At 72.0% G+C, this 20400-nt stretch carries 18 protein-coding genes and 1 pseudogene; 16 read left to right on the forward strand and 3 right to left on the reverse strand.

Going from position 1 to position 20400, the window contains the following annotated elements; genetic code table 11:
• Nucleotides 1–41: 41 nt before the first annotated feature.
• From IW249_RS11330 to IW249_RS11375, 10 genes and pseudogenes are all read left to right on the forward strand, one after another.
• Entirely contained in the window at nucleotides 42–1232 is a 1191-nt protein-coding gene (locus IW249_RS11330) for a serine hydrolase domain-containing protein (RefSeq protein WP_196920687.1), read from the forward strand.
• 110 nt (nucleotides 1233–1342) lie between these two features.
• Nucleotides 1343–1897, forward strand: coding sequence for an RNA polymerase sigma factor (locus IW249_RS11335; protein ID WP_307788567.1), 555 nt, complete (start codon nucleotides 1343–1345; stop codon nucleotides 1895–1897).
• Complete coding sequence (locus tag IW249_RS11340) at nucleotides 1897–2907, forward strand: CU044_5270 family protein (protein ID WP_196920688.1); 1011 nt, start codon at nucleotides 1897–1899, stop codon at nucleotides 2905–2907. Before IW249_RS11335 ends, IW249_RS11340 begins: the two co-directional genes overlap by 1 nt.
• A gap of 219 nt (nucleotides 2908–3126) precedes the next feature.
• Nucleotides 3127–4230 carry a septum site-determining protein Ssd gene (ssd, locus tag IW249_RS11345; RefSeq protein ID WP_196920689.1) on the forward strand — a complete coding sequence of 368 codons (1104 nt, stop codon included), beginning with the start codon at nucleotides 3127–3129 and terminating at the stop codon, nucleotides 4228–4230.
• Nucleotides 4227–5438, forward strand: a complete 1212-nt coding sequence (locus IW249_RS11350; RefSeq protein WP_196920690.1) for a TadA family conjugal transfer-associated ATPase — start codon at nucleotides 4227–4229, stop codon at nucleotides 5436–5438. The genes ssd and IW249_RS11350 overlap by 4 nt, the downstream gene beginning before the upstream one ends.
• A gap of 656 nt (nucleotides 5439–6094) precedes the next feature.
• Nucleotides 6095–6724: pseudogene (locus IW249_RS35335) on the forward strand (hypothetical protein); the annotation flags it as partial.
• Nucleotides 6721–7494 (forward strand): type II secretion system F family protein, encoded by a 774-nt coding sequence (locus tag IW249_RS11360; protein ID WP_196920691.1) that lies wholly within the window; start codon nucleotides 6721–6723, stop codon nucleotides 7492–7494. The pseudogene IW249_RS35335 and the gene IW249_RS11360, both read left to right, overlap by 4 nt.
• A 23-nt stretch (nucleotides 7495–7517) precedes the next feature.
• Nucleotides 7518–7685, forward strand: a complete 168-nt coding sequence (locus IW249_RS11365; RefSeq protein ID WP_151492073.1) for a DUF4244 domain-containing protein — start codon at nucleotides 7518–7520, stop codon at nucleotides 7683–7685.
• Nucleotides 7686–7714: 29 nt separating this feature from the next.
• Nucleotides 7715–8128, forward strand: coding sequence for a TadE family type IV pilus minor pilin (locus IW249_RS11370; RefSeq protein ID WP_196924743.1), 414 nt, complete (start codon nucleotides 7715–7717; stop codon nucleotides 8126–8128).
• Nucleotides 8128–8547: an Rv3654c family TadE-like protein gene (locus tag IW249_RS11375; RefSeq protein ID WP_307788568.1), complete on the forward strand. Its 420-nt coding sequence runs from the start codon at nucleotides 8128–8130 to the stop codon at nucleotides 8545–8547. Before IW249_RS11370 ends, IW249_RS11375 begins: the two co-directional genes overlap by 1 nt.
• Before the next feature lie 144 nt (nucleotides 8548–8691).
• On the opposite strand, the gene IW249_RS11380 is transcribed toward IW249_RS11375, so the two are convergent.
• The 3 genes from IW249_RS11380 to sftH form a co-directional block, all read right to left on the reverse strand.
• A complete protein-coding gene (locus IW249_RS11380; protein ID WP_196920693.1) occupies nucleotides 8692–9270 on the reverse strand; it encodes an LURP-one-related family protein in 579 nt (192 codons plus the stop codon).
• Between the two features lie 165 nt (nucleotides 9271–9435).
• Entirely contained in the window at nucleotides 9436–9645 is a 210-nt protein-coding gene (locus IW249_RS11385; protein ID WP_030334221.1) for a hypothetical protein, read from the reverse strand.
• Nucleotides 9646–9744: 99 nt separating this feature from the next.
• Nucleotides 9745–12117, reverse strand: coding sequence for a DEAD/DEAH box helicase (gene sftH, locus IW249_RS11390; protein ID WP_231393354.1), 2373 nt, complete (start codon nucleotides 12115–12117; stop codon nucleotides 9745–9747).
• A gap of 188 nt (nucleotides 12118–12305) precedes the next feature.
• Between sftH and IW249_RS11395 the strand changes: the two genes are divergently transcribed.
• The 6 genes from IW249_RS11395 (at nucleotide 12306) to topA (ending at nucleotide 20332) form a co-directional block, all read left to right on the forward strand.
• Nucleotides 12306–12662 (forward strand): STAS domain-containing protein, encoded by a 357-nt coding sequence (locus tag IW249_RS11395; RefSeq protein ID WP_179781807.1) that lies wholly within the window; start codon nucleotides 12306–12308, stop codon nucleotides 12660–12662.
• On the forward strand, nucleotides 12659–13096 hold the full coding sequence (locus IW249_RS11400) for an ATP-binding protein (RefSeq protein WP_030334228.1): 438 nt from the start codon (nucleotides 12659–12661) through the stop codon (nucleotides 13094–13096). The genes IW249_RS11395 and IW249_RS11400 overlap by 4 nt, the downstream gene beginning before the upstream one ends.
• A gap of 317 nt (nucleotides 13097–13413) precedes the next feature.
• Nucleotides 13414–15774 carry a sodium-translocating pyrophosphatase gene (locus IW249_RS11405; RefSeq protein WP_196920695.1) on the forward strand — a complete coding sequence of 787 codons (2361 nt, stop codon included), beginning with the start codon at nucleotides 13414–13416 and terminating at the stop codon, nucleotides 15772–15774.
• A 103-nt stretch (nucleotides 15775–15877) separates the two neighbouring features.
• Nucleotides 15878–16417 carry a hypothetical protein gene (locus tag IW249_RS11410; RefSeq protein WP_196920696.1) on the forward strand — a complete coding sequence of 180 codons (540 nt, stop codon included), beginning with the start codon at nucleotides 15878–15880 and terminating at the stop codon, nucleotides 16415–16417.
• Nucleotides 16408–17148: a hypothetical protein gene (locus tag IW249_RS11415; protein ID WP_196920697.1), complete on the forward strand. Its 741-nt coding sequence runs from the start codon at nucleotides 16408–16410 to the stop codon at nucleotides 17146–17148. The genes IW249_RS11410 and IW249_RS11415 overlap by 10 nt, the downstream gene beginning before the upstream one ends.
• Nucleotides 17149–17497: 349 nt before the next feature.
• A complete protein-coding gene (topA, locus tag IW249_RS11420) occupies nucleotides 17498–20332 on the forward strand; it encodes a type I DNA topoisomerase (RefSeq protein WP_196920698.1) in 2835 nt (944 codons plus the stop codon).
• The last annotated feature ends 68 nt before the right edge of the window (nucleotides 20333–20400 follow it).

Raw genomic sequence — 20400 nt, forward strand, 5'->3', positions numbered from 1 at the left:
CCGTGTAATTTGCCAAACGGGATGAGCTGAGGAGGTAACAGGTGGCAGCTGGCGGCTTCTCGTCGAAACGGCTGGCTCGGCTGCAGGGGCTGATCGAGCACCGCGTCGAGTCCGGCTTCGTCCCGGGCATGGTGGTCGTCCTCGCCCGGCACGGCGAGGTGCACATCGAGGCAACGGGTCATCTCGCGTTCGAGGGTCCCGGGTCGCAGACGCCGATGGCGGTCGACACGATCTGTCGCCTGGGCTCGATGTCGAAGCCGATCGTCGCCGCGTGTGCGATGACCCTCGTCGAGGACTGCACTCTCCGCCTCGACGACCCGGTCGACGATCTCCTCCCGGAGTTGGCCGGCATGACAGTGCTCGCTGATCCCCACGGTCCACTGGACGACACCGTCCCGGCGGAACGCCCGATAACGGTGCGGGACGTCCTGGACGGCACCCTTGGCACCGGCATGGTCCCCGCCGAGCCGGGAACGGTGCCGATCGCCGACGCGCTGGACGCACTCGAATATCAGTCGCCGGACGAGTGGATCCGCCAGCTCGGTGACCTTCCGCTCGTCCACCAGCCGGGTGAGCGCTGGATGTACGACACCGCCGCCAACGTGACCGGTGTGCTCATCGCCCGGGCCACCGGTATGTCCTTCGGGGATGCCGTGCGTGAGCGGGTCTGCAAGCCACTGGGGATGGCCGACACTGGCTTCAGCGTGGGTAGCGAGAGCATCGGCCGGTTCGCGACGGCGTACGAGCAGGACAACGCCGCCACCGGCGAAGCGGTTGTCGAGGACGCTCCCGACGGGCGGTTCAGTCGACAGCGGATGTTCGAGTCCGGCGGCGGCGGTCTCGTGTCGACCGCCCAGGACTACCTGGCCTTCGCCTCGGCGCTGCTTGCCGGCGGTGCCCACGGCGGCGAGCGGGTGCTGTCGCGGCCGGCGGTGACGCTGATGACGAGCGACCACCTGACCTCTACGCAGAAGGCCATCTCCGGGTTCTGGCCCGGTTACTTCGACGCCATCGGCTGGGGTTTCGGAATGTCGGTCCGGACCCGCCGTACGCACCTCGGGCCCTCGGTCGGCAGCTACGGCTGGCCCGGCTTCTACGGCACCGCCTGGTACAACGACCCCGCCGAGGACCTGACGACGATTGTCTTCATGCAGCGGGCGCACGCGGGTGACCAGCGGTTGCCGATGTGGCACGACTTCTGGACCACTGTCTACCAGGCGATCGACGACTGACCGCAGCGTTCGTTTCCCGGTGGGCGGCACCCACCCTCGGCCGCGCGGTAATGCCAGCCCTCTCAGCGACACAAGCCACTGTGAGAGTCGCCGAGGCAATGGGGGTTCGGGTGGGTCCACCGAAGAAGCGGGACGAGGGCTGGTTCACCAGTCTCTACGCCGCCGACTACGAGCACATATTCCGGTACGGCCTGCGCCGGCTCGCTGACCGGGATGCCTCGGCGGAGCTTGCCCAGGAGGTCTTCGTCGTCGCCTGGCGTCGCCGAGCCGAGGTGCCGGAGCGCAGCCTGCCCTGGCTGTACGGGGTGGCCCGGCGCCTACTGGCAAACCAGTGGCGGTCTCGACGCAGCGCACCGGACCTCCTCCCGATCACCGACGTCGACCTTGAGCGACTGGCCGGATCGTCGGGTGCCGACACGAGCGTCGGGGTCGCCGACATCTGGGCCGCTCTGGCCAACCTCAACGACCTCGACCAGGAAATCCTCCGGCTGGTCGGCTGGGAGGAGCTGACGGTGTCCGAGGCGGCCAAGGTTCTCGGCTGCACCGGGGCGACCGCCGCAGTGCGCCTGCATCGCGCCCGCCGTCGTCTCGCCGAAGCGATGTCGGGCCGGCCCGCGCAGACCCGGCGTCGACCGGTGCTGGTGACCATTCGAGAGGATCTGTGATGTTCGGAGCAGAGCGAACCCGTACTCTTCTCGGCCCGGCCGACCCGGCCCGGAACGCCGCCGTCGGGCCACCGCTGGTCTCGGCGCGCGAGCTGATCGACCGCGCCAGCGCTATCGAGACGGTGGCCGGGCGTCGTCGCGTACACCCGACCCGCCGGCTGGTCCTGGCGGCCGGGACGCTGGCGGTCGCGGTCGGTGCCGTGGCGGTGCTCCAGCCGTTCGGCCAGGGTGCACCGGACACTCCGGGCGAGCCGCCTGCGGCAGCGGGATTGGTGCTCATGCCGGTCGCGTACCAGTTCGACGCGGATCCGCCGGCCGCCGGCCCGCAGCTGCGCATGCTGGCCGACAAGATCAAAGACACGGCGTACGACCACCAGAGCGGGCGCTACATGTATCACCACACGAAGGTGTGGGGCGATCCGGTGATGACGTCCGCCGACGGCCGCCACCACGTGGCCTTCGCCAGCGAGACGAAGGTCTGGCAGGCCGCCGACGGGACCGGTAACCAGATCAGGACCCAACTGGAGCCGCAGTACCCGGACCAGGAGTCCCGGGACTACTGGCAGCGCGAGAGCGCTGCGCGGCCAGCAGCCACCGGCACCCCCGCACCGAGCGTCAGGCCGCTGTCGCCCGAGGATCTCAGGCCGCTGTCGGCCGACCCGTCGGAGCTCCGGGAGCGGCTGAAGGTCGAGTACGGCGCGGGGGCGGCGAGCAAGTGGGTCGGCACGCTCTACGGGCAGTACGTCGTGCCGCGTGCGACCCGAGCGGCGGTCCTGCGGGTCCTCGCTGACGTGCCCGGCTTCCGCTGGCGGGGGCAGGTCACGGACCGTGCCGGCCGCGATGGAGTCGCCGTCACCTTCGACGACCGCGAACACGACCAGCAATCTCTTCTGATCTTCGATCCGAGGACGGGCGAATTGCTCGCCGATGAGCTGTTGACGCTGTCGCCCGTGCGGATCAGCTCGTACAAGGTGATCCTCGATACCGCCTGGGCAAATCAGCCCGGCTGACCGCCGACTTGCGAGGCCGCTCCGTCCGGGAGCGGCCCCGCTGTTTTCCCGCAGTGGCAGTAGCTGCGGCGATGCCCGCGCTCCTAACAGATCAACTGTTTCGGCGGGGGTTTTCCACAGGCCACCAGGTTGTCCACAGGCGACGACATCGGGTCGGCTCGTGGGGCGGATTCCGAGCAGGGTCGGCGGCATACCAGAGCCCGACCGCTGGAGGCCGCGATGCCACCCCGTACCACGGTTCCGCCGATCCGCCGGCTTCCGCTGGTCGTCACCGGCGACGACGATCTGCTCGACGATGTGCTCCGGCTCGCCGCCGTCGGTGGCACCGAGGTGGAGCTCGCCCGCGACCCGGCGGCTGCCCGTACCCGTTGGCTTCCCGCACCCCTGGTGCTGCTCGGCGCCGATCAGGCGCAGGCGTGTCTGCGCGCCCGGTTGCCGCAGCGGCCCCGGCTGGTGCTGGTCGGCCGGGCCGGGCAGCTCGACCCGGGCTGGCAGATCGCCGAGCTGATCGGGGCCGAGCACGTCGCCATGCTGCCGGCCGCGGAGCCGTGGTTGGTGGATCGGTTCGCCGAGCATGACCCGGGCCGTCCGACCGGCGTCGGCGCCCGGGTGGTCGCGGTCCTCGGCGGTCGGGGCGGTGCGGGCGCGAGTGTGCTCGCCGGTGGTCTTGCGGTGACCGCCGCCCGGGCCCGGCTGCGCACTCTCCTGGTCGACGCCGACCCGCTCGGTGGTGGCCTCGACCTCGTGCTGGGCTGGGAGCAGTTGGAAGGCCTGCGCTGGCCGTCGCTCACCAGCGCCGACGGGCGGGTGGACGCCCCGGCGCTGGTGCAGGCCCTGCCCAGCCGGGGTGACCTCGTGGTGCTCTCCTGGGACCGCGGCGAGATGCTGGCGTTGCCGGCGACGGCGATGGCGGCGACCGTCGACGCGGCGCGGCGTGGGCGGGACTTTGTGGTGATCGACCTGCCCCGACAGTTGGATGACGCGGCAGTGGTGGCGTTGCAGGCCGCCGACCAGACGTTCGTCGTCGTGCCGGCCGAGTTGCGGGCCACCGCGGCGGCCACTCGGGTGGTGGCCGCGGCCGCCCCGCACTGCGCCGCGCTCTCGGTGGTGGTGCGCGGGCCCGCCCCGGGGCGGCTGCGGGCCACCGAGGTGGCACGTGCGCTGGGCCTTCCCCTGGCCGGCACGTTGCGCCCAGAGCCGGGGCTCTGCCGTGGGCTGGAGCGGGGCGAGGCGCCGGCCGCCGGGGGCAAGGGCCCACTGGCCGCACTCTGCCAACGCATCGTCGCCGACCTCACCGGCGCGCCGGCTAGCGGTGCGGCATGAGCGCCGGGCCAGAGGACGGCACGCTCGCCGCCCGGGTACGGCAGCGGATCGCGGCGGCCACCACCCCGGTCACCGCGGCGGCGATCGTCTCCGCGGTACGGGCCGAGCCCACCGCCGCGGTGCTCGGTGACACGGCAATGCTGCGGATCGCCGACCGGGTGCGCGACGACCTCGTCGGCGCCGGGCCGCTGGCGCCGCTGCTCGCCGACCCGGAGGTCACCGACGTCCTCGTCAACGGCGCCCGGGTCTGGGTCGACCGCGGGTCGGGGCTGCACCAGGTAGCCGTGCCGGTGGGCTCGGTGGAGGACGTCCGCCGGTTGGCGCAGCGACTGATCGCCAGTGCCGGGCGGCGGCTCGACGACGGCTCCCCGTACGCGGACGCCCGGCTTCCCGACGGCACCAGGCTGCACGCCGTGCTGCCGCCGGTGGCGACCGAAGGCCCCTATCTGTCGCTGCGGACCTTCCGACATCGACCGTTCACCCTCGACGAGCTGGTACGCCAGGGGACAGTGCCGCGACCGCTGGCACCACTGCTCGCCGCCGTCGTCGCGGCCCGCCTGGCATACCTGGTGACCGGGGGCACCGGGTCGGGCAAGACGACCCTGCTCAACACCCTGCTGGGGATGGTGCCGGCCACCGAACGGATCGTGCTGGTGGAGGACGCCGCCGAGCTGCGCCCGGGGCATCCGCACGTGGTGGGGCTCCAGGCGCGGACCGCCAATGTGGAGGGAACGGGCGTGGTCAGCCTGGCAGACCTGGTCCGACAGGCGTTGCGAATGCGCCCGGACCGGCTGGTGGTCGGGGAGTGCCGGGGCGGTGAGGTGGTCGATCTGCTGGCCGCGCTCAACACCGGCCACGACGGGGGCGCCGGCACGCTGCACGCCAACACACCGTCGGACGTGCCGGCCCGGCTGGAGGCCCTCGGCATGTTGGGAGGGCTGCCTCGCGCCGCGCTGCACGCCCAGGTCGCCGCCGCGTTGCAGGTGCTGTTCCAGGTACGACGTGGCGATCAGGGTCGTGTCCTGGAGTCGGTCTGCCTGCTGCTGCCCGAGGGGCCCGAGCGGATGGTGACCGTGGTGCCCGCCTGGGTGCGCGGCAGTGGGCTCGGGCTCGCCGCTCGCGCCCTCGGGGCGCTGCTGCGGGAGCGTGGGGTGGCGGTGCCACCCATCCTCAGCGAGCCCTGGCCCGGATCGGCGGGTCCGGCATGACCGGCGAGACGATGCTGGTGGCGGCGCTGCTCCTGGTCGCCGCCGCCCTGGTGGCCTGGCCCGTGCGGAGCGTTCGGGCCCGTCGACGTCGTGTGCTGACGCCCGGACGGAGTGCCGGCGGTGTCGATCCCGATGAGGCCCTGGTGCAGTGGATCAGGGAACTCGGTCGCCCGGCGGACGGGCCGATTGGCGGCACCGGCGCTGCCCCGACCTCGGGTCAATCGGCCGGTGTCGCTGGCCAGCCAGGTAGCACCGCGGGCTCCGGCGGAAGGCGGACGGCACTCGGCTGGCCCGACCAGGATGTCGTCCGCAGCCCGAGGTGGCCGGGAACGGCAGGCGGGTTCACGCGTCCGCAGGGCCCGACGCGCCCGCCAACCCGTCGAGATCCCCGACGCCCGACCGGCGCCGGCGGGCCCGAGATGGCCACCGCCGTGCTCGGTCCGGAACAACGGCCCGCCGCGTCGGCGGCCACGAGCACGATGGGCGTCAGCGGTGTGGACGGTCAGCGGGACCTCTCCGGCCCGGCAACCGCCGCTGGGCACGGCGACCTGGACCTCGGCTGTCGGAGCGACACGACCGGTGTGACGGTGGTCGACGGGTGCGTGATCGCCGACTGCCCCGACCACGGGCGCGTCGACCCGACCGGCAGAACGCCGGGTACGCCGTCGGTGCGCACCTCGCGATCGACGATCCGGGTGCTGCCGGTGGTCGGCCTGCTCGGCGGTGGTGTGGGTGCCGTGGTCGGCGGTCCGGTGGCCGCGGTCGCGATGGCCGGATACGGCACGCTGGCCGTGCGCGCCGCGCTGCGCTGGCGAGTGAACCGGAGCGCCGAGCGGGACCGGCGACGTGGGCTGGACCAGCTCTGCGGCCTCGCGGCGGATCTACGGGCCGGCCTGCCCGTCCCACGCGCGTTCGAGGTCGCGGCCGTCGAGCGGGACGGGGCGAGCCGCCTACATCAGCTGACCTCGGCGGCGGTGCGGTTGGCCGACCGGACCGGCGCGCCGCTGGCCGAGCTCGTCGAGCGGATCGAGGCGGACGCCCGGGCGACCGACCGGGGCCTGGCCGCAGCGGCGGCCCAGGCGGCCGGTGCCCGGGCCACCGCCTGGCTACTGGCGGCGCTGCCGATCGGCGGGATCGGGCTCGGGTACGGCATCGGCGTCGACCCCTTGGCGGTGCTCCTGCACAGCACGGTCGGCGGGGCTTGCGCTGTCGTCGCGGTCGCCCTGCAGGTCGTGGGCCTCCTCTGGGCGGAACGGCTGGGCGCGACACCGGGACGGGCCGGATGACGCCCCGGAACCGAACCGGCCAGCCCAACTCCGCCGGCCAGCCCAACTCCGCCGGCCAGCCCAACTACGCCGCCCGGACCAGCTCGGCGAGCCAGCCCAGCTCGGGGAGCCGACGTAGCTCAGCCAGCCAGCCCGGCCCGGCGAACCAGCGCGGCTCAGCCAGCCGGTGGCGGCGGCGACCGGACGTGATCCGGCTCGTGGCGGTGCTGGGTGGGCTTGCCGTGGCCATCGTCGTCGAGGGCTGGCTCGGGCTGCTCGGTGCTCTCCCGGCCGCGATCCTGCTCGACGTCCTGCTGCGGCGGATCGAACCGCCCGCGGTTCGCAAGCGGCGGCAGCAGGAGGCCGCCGACCTGCCCCTCGCCGCCGACCTCCTGGCCGCGGCGATGCGGGCGGGCGCGCCGGTGGATCGCTCGGTGCTGGCTGTCGCCGAGGCGCTGGACGGGCCGCTCGCCGGCCGGTTGGCCCGGGTTGGCCGCACGTTGCTGCTCGGTGGTGGCCCAGCGGAGGCATGGTCCGCGCTGGACGGGGTGCCCGGCGCGGAGCGGCTGACAGCGGCGGCGTTGCGTTCGGCCAACAGTGGCGCCGCCCTGGCCGGCGCACTGACCCGGCTCGCCGACGACCTGCGCGCCGACCGGGCCACCGCTGCGGAGGCATCGGCCCGCCGGGCGGGTGTGCTCATCGTCCTGCCGCTGGGGCTCTGCTTCCTGCCGGCGTTCATTCTCGCCGGACTCGTGCCGGTGATCGTCGCCGTTCTCGGCGACGTGCTCTGACCCATCGAGAAGGGAAACAAGTCATGCGCAAACTCATCGGTCGCCTGCGCGGCGATGCCGGGATGAACACGGCCGAGTACGCCGTGGGCACTCTCGCCGCGGTCGCCTTCGCCGGGATCCTGTTGAAGGTGCTGACCTCCGGCAACGTCCAGTCGGCGCTGACCGCCGTCATCGACCGGGCGCTGAAGTGATCGAGCGCCGGCGGGTCGGCCGCGAGTCACTGTCGAGCGTTCCCGGGCCGGCGGCACGCGGTGGGCGGAGACTTCGCGTCCTCGTACGGGCTGCGGGCGGGGACCGGGGCTCCTTTACCGCCGAACTGGCGGCCGGCCTGCCGGCGCTGCTCCTGCTCCTGCTGGCCGGCCTGACCGCTGTCAACGCCGTCAGCGCACAGGCGGGCTGCCTGCACGCGGCCCGGGAGGCGGCGCTCGCCGCCGCCCGGGGCGCGGACGGCAGCGCGGAGGGTGGCCGGGTGGCGCCGCCGGGTGCGGCGGTGTCGGTGTCCGTCGACGGCGACCGGGCGCAGGCGACGGTACGGGCACCCGTGCGGACGTTGGGCGGCCGGCTACCCCGGATCACAGTGGTCGCCACCGCCGTCGCCGCCGTCGAACCGGGCGCTCACGAGGGGAGTTGGTAGTGCCAGAAACTGACGATCCGTCACACCGCGCCGGTCACCCACCGGCTGCCGGAGGGCTCGTTGATGGCCGGCCGGACCGGCAGCGAGGCGGCGCGACGGTTCTGCTGCTGGCGATGGGGCTCGTCTTCGTGGTGTTCGGAACTTTCGGCGCCGCCATCGTCGCCGCCGGCATGGCGCGCCAGCGGGCGGCCGTAGCAGCCGACCTCGGCGCGTTGGCCGGGGCCGCCCGGGCGCTCGACGGCGACGCTGTGGCCTGCGCGTCCGCGTCCGACCTCGCCGGTCGTAACGATGGCCGGCTGGTCGGCTGTCACCTCGACGGGTTGGACGTGCTGGTGACAGTCGAGGTGGCGTTCACGCCACTACCCGGCCTGACCCGGGTGGCCGCGGCGAGCGCCCGTGCCGGCCCGGTGCGGGGCTGACCCCTCGCGGCGTGCTGGAGGGATGCCTACGGCTTGCCGGCCGGGACCGGTCAAGGTCCAGGTCCCGGCCGGCAGCCGAGGAGTGGGTGGCCGCGACGGCGACCGCCGAGGGTCACCGCAGCGCCCTGGTCCGGGCCGGGTGTGTCAGCGGGCCTGGAGCGCGTCGAGGGCGACGGCCATCGCGATGACCAGGCGGCGGTCGATCTGCGGGTTCTGCACCTCGACGATGTACTTGTCGCGCAGACCCCACTTCTTGACCACGGTGAAGACCGGCTGGCCGCCCGCGGTGAAGTCGAAGTGGTACGGCAGCCAGGACAGCGAGTCGACGAACCGACGCAGCAGTGCCACCGGCATGCTCCGCTCCTGGCCCGTCACCTGCGGCAGGCCGGCCTGCTCGACGTGCCAGGTGGAGCGCAGCAGCGACTGGGCGAAGTCCTTGCGGAACAGGCCGATCGGGTTGCCGGCCGCGTCGGTGACGTCGTACGTGGCACCGAGGTCGATGCGCTGGCGGGCCTTGAAGCCGAGCAGCGGCTGCTGCTTGGAGTCATCCGTGTAGATGGTCACCTGCTCCTTGAAGGCGAGCCGCTTCTGCTGCGCGAACGCCAGCAGCTCACCCTCGGTGCCGTCCGGGGAGACCGCCCGGACCTCGTACTGGTTGACCATCATGCGCAGTCGCTGGCGGATGTGGAACTGGTGCTGACCCTGCAAGTTGTCGAGCTGCATGTGAACTCCTCCGGGGGTTGGTGCGCCGGAGTCTCGCACAGCCCGACAAGCACCGCCCTCCCTGCCGCCCATGATCAGTTGCTGCTGGGTAGCCGTCGAGGCCGTCGGACGACTACCCAGCACGGAGTGATCACTGGTGCCCTTGCAGGATCACTCCGGGCGACCTCAGCGGCTGTCGACGGAGGTCGCGGCCCGCAGCGCCCAGGTGTTGAGCACCTGGTGGATGCCGCGCAGCCGCTCGTTGATCTGTTCCAGCCGTTCCGCCTGGGCCAGGGCGGCCAGTGCCGACCCCAGCGCGATCTGCTGGTCGAGGGTGAGATTGTCCTGGTCGATGGTGTAGAGCAGGTCGACGGTCTCGGCGATGGTGTCGGCCACAGCTTCTCCTCGGGCACGGGGGGCGATCAGCAACATAGGCATCGATGGAAGCGCTCCCACACCATTGTGCCCCGTGCCATGCCGATTCATGCAAGCTGCTCAGTCCGGCAGGTTCGCCAGCACCACGTCGAGCACCCGGATCGCGTCCGGCTTGGAGAGCGGGTTGTTGCCGTTGCCGCATTTCGGTGACTGCACGCAGGACGGGCAGCCGGTCTCGCAGCCGCACTCCGCGATCGCGTCCCGGGTGGCCCGCAGCCACGACGCCGCCGTCCCGTACGCCCGCTCGGCGAACCCGGCGCCACCCGGGTGCCCGTCGTAGACGAAGACGGTCGGCGCCTCGGTGTCCGGGTGCAGAGCGGTGGAGAGCCCGCCGATGTCCCACCGGTCGCAGGTCGCCATCAACGGCAGCAGGCCGATCGCGGCGTGTTCGGCGGCGTGCAGCGCACCCGGCACGTCGGCTGGCTGGACCCCGGCGAGGGCCAACGACTGCGGTGACAGGGTGAACCAGACCGCCACAGTGCGAAGCTCCCGGCTGGGCAGGTCGAGCGGTCGGGTGTCGATCACCTCGCCGGTGGCGATCCGCCGCCGCTGGTACGACACCACCTGGCTGGTCACATCCACCTCACCGAGGAACATGCCGACCGGCCCGGCGTCCACGTAGGAGCGGACCGACACCACTGACAGGTCGGTGACGTCACGGGCGTGGGTGGACCAGTCCGGTTCCTCGGCGCGTACCAGCGCGCACCCGTCGGCCAGGTCGAGCTGGTCGACCACGTACGAGACACCCTGGTGCAGGTAGACCGCGCCGGAGTGCAGCAGGAAGTGCGACGAGCCGCCGTCGACAGTGCCGAGCAGTCGGCCGGTCGACGACTCCACCACGGCGACCGGTGCGCCGCCCTCGCCACGCAGGTCCACCTCGGGTCGCTCCCGGTGCCGCCAGTACCAACCGGTGGGCCGCTGCCGCAGCGCCCCCGCCGCGACCAGCTCGTCGACCGCCTCCTTCGCCCCCTCGCCGAAGAGCACCAGGTCGGCCGGGGTGAGCGGTGCCTCCACCGCGGCGCAGGCGAGCTGCGGTGCCAGCACGTACGGGTTGGCCGGGTCGAGGACAGTCGCCTCCACCGGCGCACCGAAGATCGCCTCCGGGTGGTGCACCAGGTAGGTGTCCAGCGGGTCGTCCCGGGCCACCAGCACCGCGAGGGCCTCCTGCCCGGAACGCCCGGCGCGGCCCGCCTGCTGCCACAGCGACGCCCGGGTGCCCGGGTATCCGCAGATCAGCACCGCGTCGAGCCCGACCAGGTCCACGCCCAGCTCGAGCGCGTTGGTCGAGGCCAGGCCGAGCAGGTCGCCGTGCAGCAAGGCCCGTTCCAGCTCGCGCCGCTCCTCCCGCAGGTAGCCGCCCCGGTAGGCGGCCACCCGGTCGCCGAGCCCCGGTACCGCGTCGTCCAGCGCTCGACGCGCGTTGGCGGCCACCACCTCGGCGCCCTTGCGGGAGCGGACGAACGCGAGGGTGCGTACCCCCTCGGCGACAGTGTCGGCGAGCAGGTCCGCGGTCTCGCGCAGCGCCGACCGGCGGACCTGGTGAAGCTCGTCGTGCTCGCCCGTCGCCTGCGGGGGCACCGGGGAGGAGGCCGACGAGCCGGGTGGCAGCAGGGGCGGCTCCCAGAGCGCGAAGGTCACCCCGCCGCGGGGGGAGGCGTCCTCGGTGACCGCCGTCACCGGCAGGCCGGTCAGCCGCCCGGCCGCGGTGGCCGGGTCGCCGGAGGTGGCAGAGGCGAGCACGAACACCGGGGTGGCCCCGAACCGGGCGCACTGCCGGCGCAGCCGACGCAGCACGTGCGCGACGTGCGAGCCGAACACGCCCCGGTAGGTGTGGCACTCGTCGATCACCACGTACGCGAGTCGGCGCAGGAAGCCGGACCACTGGGCGTGCCCGGGCAGGATGCCGTGGTGCAGCATGTCCGGGTTGGTCAGCACGAACCGGGAGTGCCGCCGGATCCACTCCCGTTCGGTGCGCGGAGTGTCCCCGTCGTAGCACGCGGGGCGTACCCCCTCCAGCTCCAGCGCGGCGACGGCGCGCAACTGGTCCGCTGCGAGCGCCTTGGTCGGCGCCAGGTAGAGCACTGTGGCCCGGGGGTCGGCGAGCACTGTGGCCAGGGCCGGCAGCTGGTACGCCAGTGACTTGCCGGACGCGGTGCCGGTGGCGACGACCACGTGCTGGCCCTCGTACGCCAGGTTGGCCGCCTCGGCCTGGTGCTGCCACGGCGCGACCACGCCGCGCCGCGTGAACGCCGCGCGCAACTCCGCCGGTGCCCACGACGGCCACGGCGCGGGCACCCCGGCGCGGGCCGGCACCCGCTCGACGTGGGTGACCGGGTCGGCGGCGCCCCGGGCGCGCAGCCGGCGCAGCAGGTCGGCCGGCGCTGGCCCGGGGCCGGGACCAGCGGATACGGTGGCGGCGGACGACGACTCCAGGTCGTGGCGCGGTGTGCCGCGCGCGGAGCTGAAGTCGTTGGAGGTCACGCCCTGCACTCTCGCACTGGTGTTCGGAGATGAAAAGTCGGACACCGGGGTAAGGGGAAGCCTCCGCTGGTGTCCGCAGGCCGTCCCGGCGGTAGTGGTTAGATGCCCACGAGAGTTTACGGCTCTGGCGAGGAGGACCGATGGAGCTGTCACTGGCGACCCGCACCGTGGGCGAGCACACGGTGCTCGAGGTCGGTGGTGAGGTGGACGTCTACACCGCGCCCCGGCTCCGTGAACGACTCCTCGAACTGATCGACGGTGGCGCACGTCACGTGGTTGTCGACCTCGGTCGGGTGGACTTCCTCGACTCCACCGGGCTGGGCGTGCTGGTCGGCGCGCTCAAGCGGCTCCGTTCGGCCGGCGGTTCGTTCGCCCTGGTCTGCGACAAGGAGCCGCTGCTCAAGATCTTCCGGATCACCGCACTGGACCAGGTGTTTCCGCTGCACCCGACGGTCGACGCGGCGATCAGCGCCGACTCGGCGGGCGCCGGCGCGTGATGGCGACAGTCAAGCTCTCCTTCTCGCCCGCCCCGGTGCACGTGCGCACCGCCCGCCTGGTCGGCGTCGCCGTCGCCCGGCGGGCCGGGGTCCGGGAGGACCTGCTGGACGAGGTGCGTCTGGCCATCGGTGAGGCGTGCACGCGCGCGGTGGCCCTGCACCGGCAGTACGGCCTGGCCGACCCGGTGCTGGTGGAGATGTCCGACGGTGGCTCGTACGCCGTGCGGGTGGTGGATCGGGCGCCGATCGAGGCGGGCATCGGTCTGACCGCGCTGCCGCCGGACGAGCTTGCCAACGAGTCGCTCACCGATGAGGCGCTGACCACCGGCGTCGGCTTCGCGCTCCTCGCCGGCTTCGTCGAGGACCTGCAGGTGCGCCCGGTCGACGAGGGCATCGGCACCGAGGTCCGGATGGTGTGGCCGGTCGGCCGCTGACCCACTTCCGCTGCGTAGGCCGTGTCCCCTGCTGGGGATGCGGCCTTCTTCGCATGGATCGGGCCCTATATCAGATTTCGTTTCATAACACAGCGACGAAGATCATCGCGACACGGTGCCACCTGGGTGTGACCTCCAACACTGCGGAGGGCTACAGTACCCGGGTTGTCAGCAAGTGACCCATCCCGCAGCCAGCGGGTATGGGTGTTCATCGCTGGTCCGCTGGTGGGTTGGCGCGCGCTTGCGAGTCCGCATCCAGGCGTCGGTCAGTGCGTCTCCACTCACCGGCGCGATTGTTCGGTAACAGGAGGACACAGATGTCCGAGACCTTGGCCGCCGACGGCGGCGGGCTTTCCCTTACCGGAAGCAATGTCACCTACGTCGTCATCGCCGCGGTCGTCGCGTTGGTGGCGCTCGGTTTCGCTGCCGCCCTGACGAAAACGGTGCTGGCCGCTGGTAAGGGCACCGAGAAAATGCAGGAGATCTCGGGGGCGGTCCAGGAGGGCGCCTCGGCCTACCTGCTCCGTCAATTCCGCACCCTGGCGATCTTCGTCGTCGTCGCCGTCGTGCTGCTCTTCCTGCTTCCGGTGCACGACACCGATGGCAATGAGCTCGCTGTGAAGATCGGCCGTTCGCTCTTCTTCGTGGTGGGCGCCCTGTTCAGCGCGTTCATCGGCGGCGCCGGCATGTGGTTGGCCACCCGCGCCAACCTGCGCGTGGCCGCCGCCGCGAGAGAGCGAGTAGGTGGCCGCGAAGCGGCCATGAAGATCGCTTTCCGGACCGGTGGCGTCGTCGGCTTCCTCACCGTCGGCCTCGGCCTCTTCGGTGCCGCGCTTGTCGTCCTCGTCTACCGGGGTGACGCGCCCACGGTGCTGGAGGGCTTCGGCTTCGGCGCCGCGCTGCTCGCGATGTTCATGCGGGTCGGCGGCGGCATCTTCACCAAGGCCGCCGACGTCGGCGCCGACCTGGTCGGCAAGGTCGAGCAGGGCATCCCCGAGGACGACCCGCGCAACGCCGCCACCATCGCCGACAACGTGGGCGACAACGTCGGTGACTGCGCCGGCATGGCCGCCGACCTGTTCGAGTCGTACGCGGTGACGCTCGTCGCCGCGCTGATCCTCGGCCGCGCCGCCTTCGGCGAGCAGGGCCTGGTCTTCCCGCTGATCATCTCCACCATCGGCGTGCTGATCGCGATCGTCGGCGTCTTCATCACCCGACTGCGCGCGTCCGACCGTAACGGCCTGACCGCGATCAACCGGGCCTTCTACCTGTCGGCGGTGCTCTCCGCGGTGCTGGTGGCGATCGCCGCCTACGCCTACCTGCCGGCGACGTTCGGCGAGTTCGACAGTGGCCTCACCGACGCCACCGGCAACCCGCGACTGGTGGCCATCGGCGCGGTCGTGATCGGCATCGTGCTGGCCGCCGCGATCCAGGCGCTGACCGGCTACTTCACCGAGACCAACCGGCGGCCGGTGCAGGACATCGGCAAGAGCTCGCAGACCGGTGCGGCGACGGTGATCCTGGCCGGCATCAGCATCGGTCTGGAGTCGGCCGTCTACTCGGCGCTGCTGATCGGCGCCGGCGTCTTCGGCGCATTCCTCCTCGGCGGCAGCTCCATCACGCTGTCGCTGTTCGCCGTGGCTCTCGCCGGCACCGGCCTGCTCACCACTGTCGGCGTGATTGTCGCGATGGACACCTTCGGGCCGATCTCCGACAACGCCCAGGGCATCGCCGAGATGTCCGGCGACATCGACGAGCACGGCGCGCGCACGCTGACCGAGCTGGACGCGGTCGGCAACACCACCAAGGCGATCACCAAGGGCATCGCGATCGCCACGGCGGTGCTCGCCGCGACCGCGCTGTTCGGCTCGTACACCGACACCCTCAGCAGCGCGTACGCGACTGCTGGCGTGGGCGACGTCGGCAACGAGATCCTCAACGCGCTGAACGTGGCGAACCCGCGCAACCTGGTCGGCCTGATCATCGGTGCTGCGGTGGTCTTCCTCTTCTCCGGGCTGGCCATCAACGCGGTGTCCCGCTCGGCCGGTGCCGTGGTGATGGAGGTCCGCCGGCAGTTCCGTGAGCTGCCCGGCATCATGGACGGCACCCAGCGCCCGGAGTACGGCAAGGTCGTCGACATCTGCACCCGGGACGCGCAGCGCGAGCTGATGACCCCCGGCCTGCTCGCCATCCTGGCGCCGATCGCTGTCGGCTTCGGCCTCGGGCCCGGTGCGCTCGCGGCGTACCTGGCCGGTGCTATCGGTGCCGGCACCCTGATGGCGGTGTTCCTGTCCAACTCCGGTGGGGCCTGGGACAACGCCAAGAAGCTGGTCGAGGACGGCGCGTACGGCGGCAAGGGCTCCGAGGCGCACGCCGCCACTGTCATCGGCGACACCGTCGGTGACCCGTTCAAGGACACCGCCGGCCCGGCGATCAACCCGCTGATCAAGGTGATGAACCTGGTCTCGCTGCTGATCGCACCCGCCGTGGTGGCCTGGAGTGTCGGCGACGACCGCAACGTGGGTCTGCGGGTCGGTATCGCGCTGGTCGCGACGCTGATCATCGTGGCGTCGGTGGTGTTCAGCAAGCGCAAGGGCATCGCGATGTCCGATTCGGACGCCGATGGCAACACCGGCGCGGGCAGCACCGATCACCGGCCGGAGACGGTAAACGCCTGATCCAGTACCGGTCCGGGGTCCCCGGTCGACGTAGCCCGTCGACCGGGGACCCCGGCCGTCCGGCCCGATGCCACACCTGGCCAAAGGCCGTACGCTGCAACGCATGCGTACGTGCCGGGCGTCTGCCGCCGGAAAGTTCACGGTGGTCCTGGCCACGATCGTCGTCCTGGCCGGCTGCGGCGGGGGCCCCAGTCCACGAGCCTGGGCGGCCTCGGTCTGCGGTGCCCTCACCCCGTGGCGCTCCGAGATCAGCAAGCTGACCAGTAGTACCGACGAGCAGATGACCGCGCAGACCACGCCGGCGCAGGCCAAGGAGAACCTGGTGCGGCTCTTCGACGGGGCGGAGCAGGCCAGCGAGGCCGCCCGCCGCAAGGTGGAGAAGGCGGGCGTCCCGGAGGCCGAGAACGGCGAGGCCATCTCGGCGGGTTTCCGCAGCTCACTGGGGAAGATGCGGGACGCGTACGGCCGGGCCCGGGACACCATCGACGGCCTGGGCACCGGCGAGCCGACCGCCTTCTACGACGGCGTACGGGCCGCCGTGGACACCCTCAACAAGGAGTACGACGCCAGCGCGCTGGACACCAGCAAACTCAACTCCGAGGAGTTGAAACAGGCATTCGACGAGGTGCCGGAGTGTCGCTGAGCGGGCTCGGTGACACCGGGGAGGCACAGCCACCCCCGGCGCTGTTTCCCGCGCCCGAGTCCGACACGCCCACTCCTGGGCGGCGCCGCGGCGGCGCGCCGCAGAACGGCCCGGCGCAGCACACCTCTTCCCAGCAGGATGACGACGCTGGCCGACAACTCGTCTTCTTCGGCGCGGACGCGGCCGAACCGACAGTCGCCGACCTGGCCGGGCTGCTCGCCGGGCCGGGTGAGGTGGTCCGGATGGGCGGCACGGCCCGTCTCTCCGTGCAGGTGGACGCCGCCTGGCGGGTGCACGTGCTCGTCGCCGAACTGGCGTCGCGTGGGCTCGCGGCGAACTGGGAGCCGACCGAGGGCGAGCGACACGGCGTCCGTACGTCGTACACCCGGGTCTTGAAGCCGCTCGCGGCCGCCTGGCTGCAGGGCACGACGAAACGCCCGCCGGCCGTCTTCCACCTGACCGGCCGGCGGCTGCGGTTGTGGCTCGCCGCGGCCGGGACGCCGGAACCTCCGGACTGCTTCCTGTTGCGGCTGGGCGCCGACGACCAGGAGTGTTGGGAGTCGATCGGGGTGGCGCTCGGCGCGGCCGGGCTGGCGGGGACGCTGCTCGGCCCGGGTGAGGGCGGTCCGGCGTACCGGATCAGCGGCCGCCGCCGGCTGGCCCGACTCACCGAGCTGGTCGGCGGGCCGCCGCGCGCTGCGCCGGCCGGCGCCTGGCCATCTCGGCCCTGAATCGGTCATTCCGCCCAGGTGGGCGGCGGCGGCCGGGTGTCCGGTGCCGGACAGCCTGCGGGTCGATCCAGGCGGAAAACGGGCGGGTCGGACCTCGGTCATGGGTCCGCCATCGTCACAGTGACCCGCTTCGAGCCCTACCCACGGTGTACGGTGGCGCCGTCCGGCAGTGCCGAGCGCGGCGCGGCGGTGTCGACCGCCACGTCGAAGCGGTTTGCGGCCCGCGAAACCCGAAACGCGGGCGGCGCGTTACGTTGGACATCCGGACCGCCGGTACGACGGCGGGGTCGAAAGCGGTGGCTGTCCGGGCGCCGGCAGGCCACGAGCAGGAGTGAGGTCGGGGAGAGACGTGCCAAACGAAGCTGGAACCACCCGTCTGGTCATCGTCGAGTCACCGGCGAAGGCCAAGACGATCTCGGGCTACCTTGGCCCGGGGTACGTCGTGGAGGCCAGCTTCGGTCACGTCCGCGACCTGCCGCGCAACGCCGCCGACGTTCCGGCCAAATACAAGAAGGAGCCCTGGGCCCGGCTCGGGGTGGACGTCGACAACGGCTTCCACGCGCTCTACGTCGTCTCCGCCGATCGGAAGCAGCAGATCAGCAAGCTGGTCAAGCTGGCCAAGGAGGTCGACGAGATCTTCCTGGCGACGGATGAGGACCGCGAGGGTGAGGCGATCGCCTGGCACCTGGTCGAGACGCTGAAGCCCAAGGTGCCCGTCAAGCGGATGGTCTTCCACGAGATCACCAAGCCGGCGATCCAGGCGGCGGTGGCCAACCCCCGGGAGATCGACCGCGACCTGGTCGACGCCCAGGAGGCCCGCCGGATCCTCGACCGCCTGTACGGCTACGAGGTCTCCCCGGTGCTGTGGAAGAAGGTCATGCCGCGGCTCTCGGCCGGCCGGGTGCAGTCCGTGGCGACCCGCATCGTGGTCGAGCGGGAACGGCAGCGGATGGCCTTCCGCACCGCCGAGTACTGGGACATCCTGGCCACCCTCGCGGTGGCCAACGCCGGCGAGGGCCCGCGCGCGTTCAACGCCACCCTGATCGCCCTGAACGGCGACCGGATCGCCACCGGTAAGGACTTCGAGCCGACCACCGGTCGCGTCCGGGCCGGCGCTGGCGTCGTGCACCTCGACGAGAGTGGCGCCCGGGGTCTCGCGGCCCGACTGGAGGGGCGGCCGTTCACCGTCACCCGGGTCGAGGAAAAGCCCTACCGCCGTCGCCCGTACGCGCCGTTCATCACCTCGACCCTCCAGCAGGAGGCGGCCCGCAAGCTGCGCCTCTCCTCGCAGCAGACGATGCGCACCGCGCAGCGCCTGTACGAGAACGGCTACATCACCTATATGCGTACCGACTCGGTCAACCTGTCGGAGACCGCCATCTCGGCGGCCCGCCGGCAGATCGTCGAGCTGTACGGCGAGCGCAGCGTTCCGCCGGAGCCGCGTCGCTACACGGGCAAGGTGAAGAACGCGCAGGAGGCGCACGAGGCGATCCGCCCGGCGGGGGACAACTTCCGTACCCCGGGCGAGGTGGCCAAGGAGCTGTCCGCCGAGGAGTTCAAGCTCTACGAGTTGATCTGGCGGCGCACCATCGCCTCGCAGATGACCGACGCGGTCGGCTCCAGCGTGTCGGTGCGCATCCGGGCGGTCTCCACCTCGCAGGAGGAGGCCGACTTCGGCGCGACCGGCAAGACCATCACCGACCCGGGCTTCCTGCGCGCGTACGTCGAGTCCAGCGACGACGAGAACGCCGAGGCCGAGGACGCCGAGCGCCGGCTGCCCACCCTGGTCAAGGACCAGCCGCTGACCGCCGACGAGTTGGCCGCGCAGGGCCACCACACCCAGCCGCCGTCGCGCTACACCGAGGCGTCGCTGGTCAAGGCCCTGGAAGAGCTGGGCATCGGCCGCCCGTCCACCTACGCGTCGATCATGCAGACGATCCAGGACCGGGGGTACGTCACCAAGCGCGGCCAGGCGATGATCCCGACCTTCCTGGCCTTCGCGGTGATCGGGCTGATGGAGCGGCACTACCCGCGCCTGATCGACTACGACTTCACCGCCACCATGGAGAACGAGCTGGACGAGATCGCCGGCGGCGACCACGCCGCTGTCGACTTCCTCACCGCGTTCTACTTCGGCAGCTCCAACGGTGCCGGTGACCAGGACATCGCCCGTTCCGGCGGGCTCAAGAAGCTGGTCACCGAGAACCTCAGCGACATCGACGCCCGCAGCGTCAACTCCATCCCGCTCTTCACCGACGACGACGGCCGCGAGGTCGTGGTGCGGGTCGGCCGGTACGGGCCGTACCTGCAACGGGAGCTGCCCGGCGGCGAGCAGCCGGCACCGGCCTCAGGTGAGGGCGAGGAGGGCGGCACCCAGGGTGACCGGGCACCGATCCCCGAGGGCCTGGCCCCGGACGAGCTGACCCCGGAGAAGGTGCACGAGCTGTTCCTCGGCGGCAGCGGCGAGCGCAAGCTCGGCGACGACCCCGCCACCGGCGAGCCGATCGTGCTCAAGTCCGGCCGGTTCGGCCCGTACGTCTCCAGCGGCGAGCGGAAGTCGTCGCTGCTGCGTACGCAGACCCCGGACTCGCTGACCCTGGAGGAGGCACTGAAGCTGCTCAGCCTTCCCCGGCTGGTCGGTGTCGCGCCGGACGGCGTCGAGGTCTTCGCGAACAACGGTCGCTACGGCCCGTACGTCAAGCGGGGCGAGGAGTTCCGTTCGCTGGAGTCCGAGGACCAGATGTTCACTGTCGGCCTGGACGAGGCGCTGGCTCTGCTGGCCGCCCCGAAGGCCCGTGGACGGCGTGCCGCGGCACCGCCGCTGCGCGAGATGGGCGTGGACCCGGCGACCGAGAAGCCGTTGGTGATCAAGGACGGCCGGTTCGGCCCGTACGTGACCGATGGCGAGTTCAACGCGTCGCTGCGGCGCGGGCAGACGCCGGAGGAGTTGAGCCTCGCGGAGGCGTCCGAGATGCTGGCCGAGAAGCGGGCGAAGGGTCCGGCGCCGCGGAAGAAGGCGGCGGCGAAGAAGGCGCCCGCGAAGAAGGCCACGGCCACCAAGAAGACGGCCGCCGCCAGCAAGTCCACTGCCGCGAAGAAGACCACCACCGCCAAGGCGACGGCGGCGAAGAAGGCTCCGGCGAAGAAGGCCGCCCCGCGCAAGGCCGCCACCAGCACGGAGTAGCCCGGAACGACGAGATCTTGGAAGCAACCAGCCCCTCCAAGGGCGTTCGCCTTCCAAGATCTCGTCGT

The organism is Micromonospora vinacea (assembly GCF_015751785.1).
In the GTDB taxonomy this organism is placed as follows: domain Bacteria; phylum Actinomycetota; class Actinomycetes; order Mycobacteriales; family Micromonosporaceae; genus Micromonospora; species Micromonospora vinacea.

Bases quoted from the DNA above. Each gene is read 5' to 3' on its own strand.
- IW249_RS11340 (WP_196920688.1), top strand. From the start codon at position 1,897: ATGTTCGGAGCAGAGCGAACCCGTACTCTTCTCGGCCCGGCCGACCCG.
- ssd (WP_196920689.1), top strand. From the start codon at position 3,127: ATGCCACCCCGTACCACGGTTCCGCCGATCCGCCGGCTTCCGCTGGTC.
- IW249_RS11350 (WP_196920690.1), top strand. From the start codon at position 4,227: ATGAGCGCCGGGCCAGAGGACGGCACGCTCGCCGCCCGGGTACGGCAG.
- IW249_RS11360 (WP_196920691.1), top strand. From the start codon at position 6,721: ATGACGCCCCGGAACCGAACCGGCCAGCCCAACTCCGCCGGCCAGCCC.
- IW249_RS11365 (WP_151492073.1), top strand. From the start codon at position 7,518: ATGCGCAAACTCATCGGTCGCCTGCGCGGCGATGCCGGGATGAACACG.
- IW249_RS11380 (WP_196920693.1), bottom strand. From the start codon at position 9,270: ATGCAGCTCGACAACTTGCAGGGTCAGCACCAGTTCCACATCCGCCAG.
- IW249_RS11395 (WP_179781807.1), top strand. From the start codon at position 12,306: ATGGAGCTGTCACTGGCGACCCGCACCGTGGGCGAGCACACGGTGCTC.
- IW249_RS11405 (WP_196920695.1), top strand. From the start codon at position 13,414: ATGTCCGAGACCTTGGCCGCCGACGGCGGCGGGCTTTCCCTTACCGGA.
- IW249_RS11410 (WP_196920696.1), top strand. From the start codon at position 15,878: ATGCGTACGTGCCGGGCGTCTGCCGCCGGAAAGTTCACGGTGGTCCTG.